Source organism: Polaromonas sp. P1_G2 (genome assembly GCF_056405515.1).
In genome coordinates, this window is sequence record NZ_JBFUBY010001515.1 from 1 (window position 1) to 390 (window position 390).

Here is a 390-nt window from a genome sequence, read left to right on the forward strand (position 1 = left end):
GTTTTCAACTCTATAGCGGCAATGTGCGTTTCAATTGCCGCCCACCAAAAACCTTATCGCCTGCTTGTTGACGTCTGAGCTCCGCCAATAACATATCCAATGGCCAGCCCGAGGAGACCGGCTGAGATTGCAATGGTGGACGCGGTGCCAGGATTGTCCCGCACCACTGCGACCATTTCTCGCCCTTGGTCTTCGACGCGATGTGCTGCGTCGCGTAGACCGTGTGTGCTGTAGTCGAGTGCGTCACTCGCATTTTTCGAGGCAATCGATGCGATCGACTGCGACAGGTCGACGATTTCCGCTTTGAGGTCTGTGAGTTGTTCCTGCAATTCTTGCTGTGTTGCCATCTTCGCGCTCCTTGCTATCTTCCAACTGAACGGAAGCGGAGAC

General features: G+C 54.6%; 1 protein-coding gene. It reads right to left on the reverse strand.

All coding sequences use genetic code 11. The features are described 5' to 3' along the window. Nucleotides 1-53 precede the first annotated feature (53 nt). Nucleotides 54-390: hypothetical protein (locus tag AC1D0P_RS31335; RefSeq protein ID WP_477680287.1), on the reverse strand; the 337-nt coding region annotated here is incomplete at its 5' end.